The organism is Anoxybacillus sp. UARK-01, from assembly GCF_002075365.1.
In the GTDB taxonomy this organism is placed as follows: domain Bacteria; phylum Bacillota; class Bacilli; order Bacillales; family Anoxybacillaceae; genus Anoxybacteroides; species Anoxybacteroides rupiense.
In genome coordinates this window covers 1-5,913 of sequence record NZ_NASY01000024.1, presented here as the reverse complement: position 1 = coordinate 5,913, position 5,913 = coordinate 1, and the positions used below count along the sequence as shown (strand labels likewise).

General features: G+C 37.9%; 4 protein-coding genes, 2 pseudogenes and 1 other annotated feature. Of the genes and pseudogenes, 4 read left to right on the top strand and 2 right to left on the bottom strand.

Annotation, left to right across the window (positions count from 1 at the left end; translation table 11 throughout):
• A partial coding sequence (locus tag B6A27_RS02885) for an integrase core domain-containing protein (protein ID WP_139788054.1) occupies positions 1-224 on the top strand: 224 nt, incomplete at its 5' end.
• Between the two features lie 83 nt (positions 225-307).
• On the opposite strand, the pseudogene B6A27_RS02880 reads toward B6A27_RS02885, so the two are convergent.
• Positions 308-745: pseudogene (locus B6A27_RS02880) on the bottom strand (ATP-binding protein); the annotation flags it as partial.
• 452 nt (positions 746-1,197) lie between these two features.
• Here B6A27_RS02880 and istA point away from each other — a divergent pair.
• The 3 genes and pseudogenes from istA (at position 1,198) to B6A27_RS02860 (ending at position 3,849) form a co-directional block, all read left to right on the top strand.
• A pseudogene (gene istA, locus B6A27_RS02870) lies at positions 1,198-2,460 on the top strand (IS21 family transposase).
• Positions 2,457-3,221 (top strand): IS21-like element helper ATPase IstB, encoded by a 765-nt coding sequence (gene istB, locus B6A27_RS02865; protein ID WP_080860062.1) that lies wholly within the window; start codon positions 2,457-2,459, stop codon positions 3,219-3,221. The pseudogene istA and the gene istB overlap by 4 nt, the downstream one beginning before the upstream one ends.
• Before the next feature lie 121 nt (positions 3,222-3,342).
• Entirely contained in the window at positions 3,343-3,849 is a 507-nt protein-coding gene (locus tag B6A27_RS02860; RefSeq protein ID WP_080860060.1) for a hypothetical protein, read from the top strand.
• Between the two features lie 422 nt (positions 3,850-4,271).
• Here B6A27_RS02860 and B6A27_RS02855 read toward each other — a convergent pair whose 3' ends face one another.
• Complete coding sequence (locus B6A27_RS02855; RefSeq protein ID WP_080860058.1) at positions 4,272-5,498, bottom strand: MFS transporter; 1,227 nt, start codon at positions 5,496-5,498, stop codon at positions 4,272-4,274.
• A 68-nt stretch (positions 5,499-5,566) separates the two neighbouring features.
• Positions 5,567-5,816 (bottom strand) — a binding site (T-box leader).
• Positions 5,817-5,913: the final 97 nt, after the last annotated feature.

Here is a 5,913-nt window from a genome sequence, read left to right as displayed (position 1 = left end):
ACGTAAACGTATCGATGGACGGCAAAGGCCGGGCACGGGATAACAGCCGTACGGAACGCTTCTTTCGTTCGCTCAAATATGAGGAAATCTATCTGAATGAGTATGAGAACCCTCGGGCGCTTCGCAAGGCGATTACAGCTTATCTACGCTTTTACCATACCGAACGCCCCCATCAGGCGTTGGGTTACGCCAAGCCGGCAGATGTGTATGCGCGGACTGCTTAACGGCATCCGCTCCCCATTACAATTGAAGGAGGACTTAACTTATTTTTTCCGAAATTGTGTCTTGACAATGGGGGGCATTACAATTTGCCTAGTGATCCCTTGTCATTTGCTTCTAATAACGCATTCACTAGCGCAGCTGCAGTATAAAACTTCACCTTCTTTCCCTTTTTCTTAATGGTATTTATGGAAATGAGAGTGGAAAGGAACGTCTTTCCCGTTCCGACTCCACCATAAAAAATAAGGTTTTCTTGATTTTCGATAAAATCGCCTTGAAGGACATATTCCCTTGTAATGCCTAGGGCTAACTGAATATCCTTCCAATCAAAAGGCTTATTCGGAATTTTGGGTAATGTTGCTTGTTTCAGTAATAAATTGATTCTTCTTTCCCCTCGGTGTTGCACTTCGTGCTCAAACAACTTCAGTCAATATTCCTCATGTGTTTCTGCTTGAATCGTTTGATAATTCGCTGGGATCCAACTTAGTTTTAGTTTTTTGGCATACTCTTTCATTTGCGTTTCCACTTATCTTTCACCTCCGGTGGACTCGAAAAATTGATCATAATGACTAAGTCCTCTAGAGGCTTCAGGCATAGTGGGAACGCTTATTTTTGGCTGAATGGGTTCCCTTATCCCTCTTCCATTGATTAACTGATAGAATACTTGCTTAATGGAATCTACACTCGGATGCCCATATTGCGAAGCGAGCCGTAAGGCTTGCGTTGAAATTTCAAAATCGTGCTCTTTTAGTAAAACGCCAGTAATTGTAACGTTTTTTGTTTTTCCTGAATGGTACAATGTGAAAAATAATCTTGCCATTCTGAAGGCATTTTCTCGTAAAAATCCGTATACTTTAATGCATTTGGCCTTTTAGCTGTCATCAACGGTGATAAAATCCCCAATAACAGCGGTTTAAAATTCCCCAAAAATAACAGATAATCGTTTCAAAACGACATCTTAGATGGAGTGGAGAAACGATGCTGAAGATTGGAGAGTTTTTTATGATTCGAGAGTTGTATCAGAAAGGCTGGACTCAAACAGCGATTGCCAAAGAAACAGGATTTGATCGTAAAACGATTCGTAAGTATCTAAAGGGGGACAAACTTCCAGAGCGTAAAGTCAGTGAGAAAAAGAAAGCAAGTAAACTAGATCCTTATAAAAACTATCTACTTCAACGAATACAAGAAGGAACGACAAATTGTGTGGTTCTCTTAGAAGAGATTCAAGCGATGGGATACACCGGCAAGATGACGATATGAAGAGATTTTGTTCGTCCCTATCGGGAACAGCCAAAGAAACAAGCCACCTTACGGTATGAAACACCACCGGGCAAACAAGCTCAAATGGACTGGGCCTATGTGGGGAAGTATTTAGTAGATGGGCAATATCAAGATGTTTATGGCTTCGTGATGGTACTTGGTTATTCTCGGATGAAATATGTGGAGTTTACAACCAATATGAATGTAGAAACATGAATGAAATGCCACATGAACGCATTTTCTTACTTTAACGGTATTCCTGAACAGATTCTCTATGACAATATGAAAACCGTTGTTTTGAAACATAGTCCCATTGAAATTCGATTTAATCGAACATTTGAGGATTTTCTCGCGTATTATGGGATTGTTCCGAAAGCATGTCGACCGAAACGCCCACAAACCAAGGGAAAAGTAGAAAGAGTGGTCCACTATTTGAAAAATAATTTCTTTCAGAGAAAGCATGAACCTACTCTTTCTGCATTAAACGAAGCGATTCGTACATGGCTAGATCAAGTGGCTAATCGAAAACCAAATCAAACGACCAATGAACCACCGATTCAACGTTTGGAACAGGAACAGAAGTTCCTTCAAACATGGGGAGTGAAACCGTTATTCCCTACATGTCGATGGGAAACACGAGAAGTAAGTCGAGATTGTTTTGTTTCATACAGAGGGAAAAAATATTCTGTCCCTTATCGTTATGCAGGGCAAATAGTAAAAGTGAAAGAAACTCTTGATCATTGTATCGAGATTTATGATGAGCATGAGTGTATGGCCAAACATCCCATTTTGACAGGAAAAGCAACCGTTCATGTTCAGATGGAACATTATGAGGGATTACATACAAAAGAAAAAGGACAGAGAATCAAAGGTGTTCAAGGTTTGGCGACCAACGACCCTCATTCTACTGTCCCTTCTCCTAAAGTAGAACAACGCCCTCTCGCTGCTTACGCAGCATTGGAAGAAGGTGAGACTGTATGATGAACGAACTGTTAATCGAACGCCTAAAAAAGCTTGGTTGGTACCATACAGCCCACCAACTAGATAGCTTATTAGAAGACGCTTCTAGAGATAATGTATCATATTCTGAGTTTCTAAACACGATTGTTTTACAAGAAATTGAATATCAAGAGTCTCAACAACTAGAAAAGCGAATGAAACGAGCAAAATTACCTTCTATCAAAACGATTCATGACTTTGATTTTTCCTTTCAACCGAGTATCAGTGAAAAGAGAGTCAAAGAAACACTGCCCTGTCGGTTTATTGCCAACGGGGAAAATCGAATCTTACTAGGCCCACCGGGTGTTGGAAAAACGCATTTAGCGATTTCCTTTGCGGTGGAAGCCATCACTCAAGGGTATACCGCTTTATTCTTAACCGCAGACGATGTAGTGGCTGAATGCCGAAAGGCAAACGAAAAAGGGACTCTCCAGCGATTAGTGAATCGTTGGAGTCGTCCAGATGTACTCATTATGGATGAGGTCGGTTACTTTCCTTTTGATGAGCTAACGGCGAATGTCTTTTTTCAGGTCGTATCGAAACGATATGAACAAGGATCTATGATTCTCACATCGAATAAGTCCTATCTCGAATGGGGGAAAGTATTCGGTGATGATGTACGAGCGACAGCGATTTTAGATCGCCTATTACATCACGCCATTACCTTTAATATCAAAGGCGATTCTTATCGTCTACGAGAAAAGAAAAAAGCAGGAGTTTATCCTGCCCAGTTGCCTAATTAAACGTTCATAATGGGGAATTTCATTTCGTTGAAATTGGGGAATTTTAAATCGTTATTGACAGCAAGTACAACTACGGTATAAGGAAGGACAACGTAAAGCAGACATCATAAGGGAGTTTGGCATGGATAGAAAAACATTAGACAAATACTTACAGCTGAAAAAGCCCCCGAAGCATATACGGCGTGGTAGACATCGTGCCGATCTCTACCGTTCGGAAATCCTAGAGCTTCTACAAGCACAGGCAACGGTCAATCATATCTTTTCTGTGATACAAAAACAGGGATATGATCAGTCATTGTCTACATTACAGGACTATATTGCAAGGCTAAGAAAGCGGGAGATGAATGAAAAAAACACCAACAAGATTCGTATTTCTAGATATAAACTACAAGCATACTTGTGGTCCCAACTTCTCCCTACGCAGGAGGAACAAATCCTCTTTGACAAGTGCTTCAAACAACACCAAGCTTTGCATCGGCTAAAATCCGTTATTCAGGCCTTCCAGAAGCTAATGAACGAACAAGCACTTCAGGAATGGCTCTTACAGGCTGAAGACAGTAAGATACACGAAGTACAACAATTTATCAAATACATACGATCAGATATAGAATCGGTCAAACACGCATGATCCTACTCTTGGAGCAACAGCATTGTAGAAGGACAAGTAAACCGTCTAAAGGTCATCAAACGCCAAATGTATGGGCGAGCCAAGTTCGATTTACTGAGCAAAAAGGTCCTTTACCCATTCGTTTAATACTTTTCTAAAAAAATATTAGTTAACCACATGAATCTATCCTTGATTTCTTCACCAAAATTGCGGGAGAACCAATTTTAAATCGTTGTTGACAATTCTTATATGAACATATAAAATGAAAAGGCTTGGGGTGCTGAAAAAAGTCTTGCGTTTCGCTTAACTTTTTAGTTGCAGAAAACAGACAAGGCTGTTTTAACATTTTCATTTGACTGTCTGCTTGATTGTAGGACAGCTAACTATTTAAATAAACTTTTTATTAGAGGTATATTACTGAACGATTTTTCAAGCTCTGAAAATTAAGTGTTTAATTTTGCTTTGGAAGGTTGAACTATGAATATAAAAAGTGCGAGAGAGACTAATAACATAATTGATGAGCCTGAAAATACAACGAACCTAATAGATAATTGTTCAGAAGCAAACCCGAAAATAGCTGTAAATAAGATTATTAAGAATGCTTCAACAAAACCGTATGCACTTCCAATCCTCCCCATAACATCCACTGGAATATTATTTTGATAAAAAGTATAGAATCCTGTATTTGCAAATGCGGTAGCAAATGACAGAAGAAAAAATCCTACGGATGCTACAAGGAATGTGTTTGAAGACGTAAAAATTAAGTAACCAATTGAAATAACCATTGCCCCCATGCCTATTAGCCAAGATGTTGGAGTCTTTTCAACAATCATTGTATTAGCTAAAGAGCCTATTAATACACCTACACCAGCAATACTGACTAAAACCCCGTATTCTCCTTCAGATAAATTTAATACTTGAGTTGCAAAAGCAGCTTCTAAAGAATCTGTAGCAGTCATCAAGACTACTATAGCACTAAATAAAAAATATACAATCATAATATGTGTGTATTCACGGCTAAATCTAATAACAACTCTCCAATCTTCTTTTAATAATGTAAATGATAATTTTCTCTCTGAAACTCCTTCAAGTTGTGTAGAGGCTTCAACATTTGGCATCACTAAAGTGATTAATGCGGATATAAATAAAGCTAAGCCATTAATATAAATAGCCATGTTAGGTGTTCCAATTGTAAACATCATTCCTGCAATTGCTGGTCCTGTCACAAAAGCTCCGGAATCAAGTAAACTTCGCAATGAATTAAATCTTTTTCTTTGTTCCGCTGGTATTAATTTCGTTATGTAAGTCATAGATGTTGGATGATACATAGAACTAGCAATTGTGATAAAAAATACCATACAATAAATCGATCCTAAAGAAGAAAATAATGGAAGTAATACTATTAACACTGTTTGAAAGATATTGAGAGCGATCATTAGATATTTTTTATTCAAACGATCTATGAGACTACCAGCCCAAATATTTGTAAACAAAGTAGATAAAGCTCTAATAATATATAATCCTGTTACAGCAAGTGCCGATTCAGTAATATTAAGTACTATAAGATTTAGTGCTATAAAATAAACCCAACTCCCTACACCAGATATGCCGATACTCAGCAATAGGATTAATGGATAACGCCAGGCTTCTAATACTTTTTTAATACTCATTAAGATTCCTCCTTATGTTACCTATTTTAAATTTTTATAAAAAAATCTCGTCCCCAAGACATTTCTGCCTTGGGGACGAGATTTTCTCGCGGTGCCACCCCAATTTGTTAATATGTCACCATATTAACCTTATCAGGTACAATAAATAATATTTATACCCTTGCTCTATAACAGGAGCACCTGTCACATTATCCCCTAAACTAGGTTCCAAAATGCTGCTCAGAGACTTGGTTCAGTAAAATATTCTTACTCCTTCTCAGCTATCGGAGCTCTCTGTGAAGAATTAATTTTACCTACTCTTCTCTTCATTGCATTTATTTTATGGAATTGTGATTATATCTTATTCTAAGAACATTTGAAAGATTACTATTTTCTTCAAAAAAATTTTAATGGAATTTAATTCTGTATATTTATT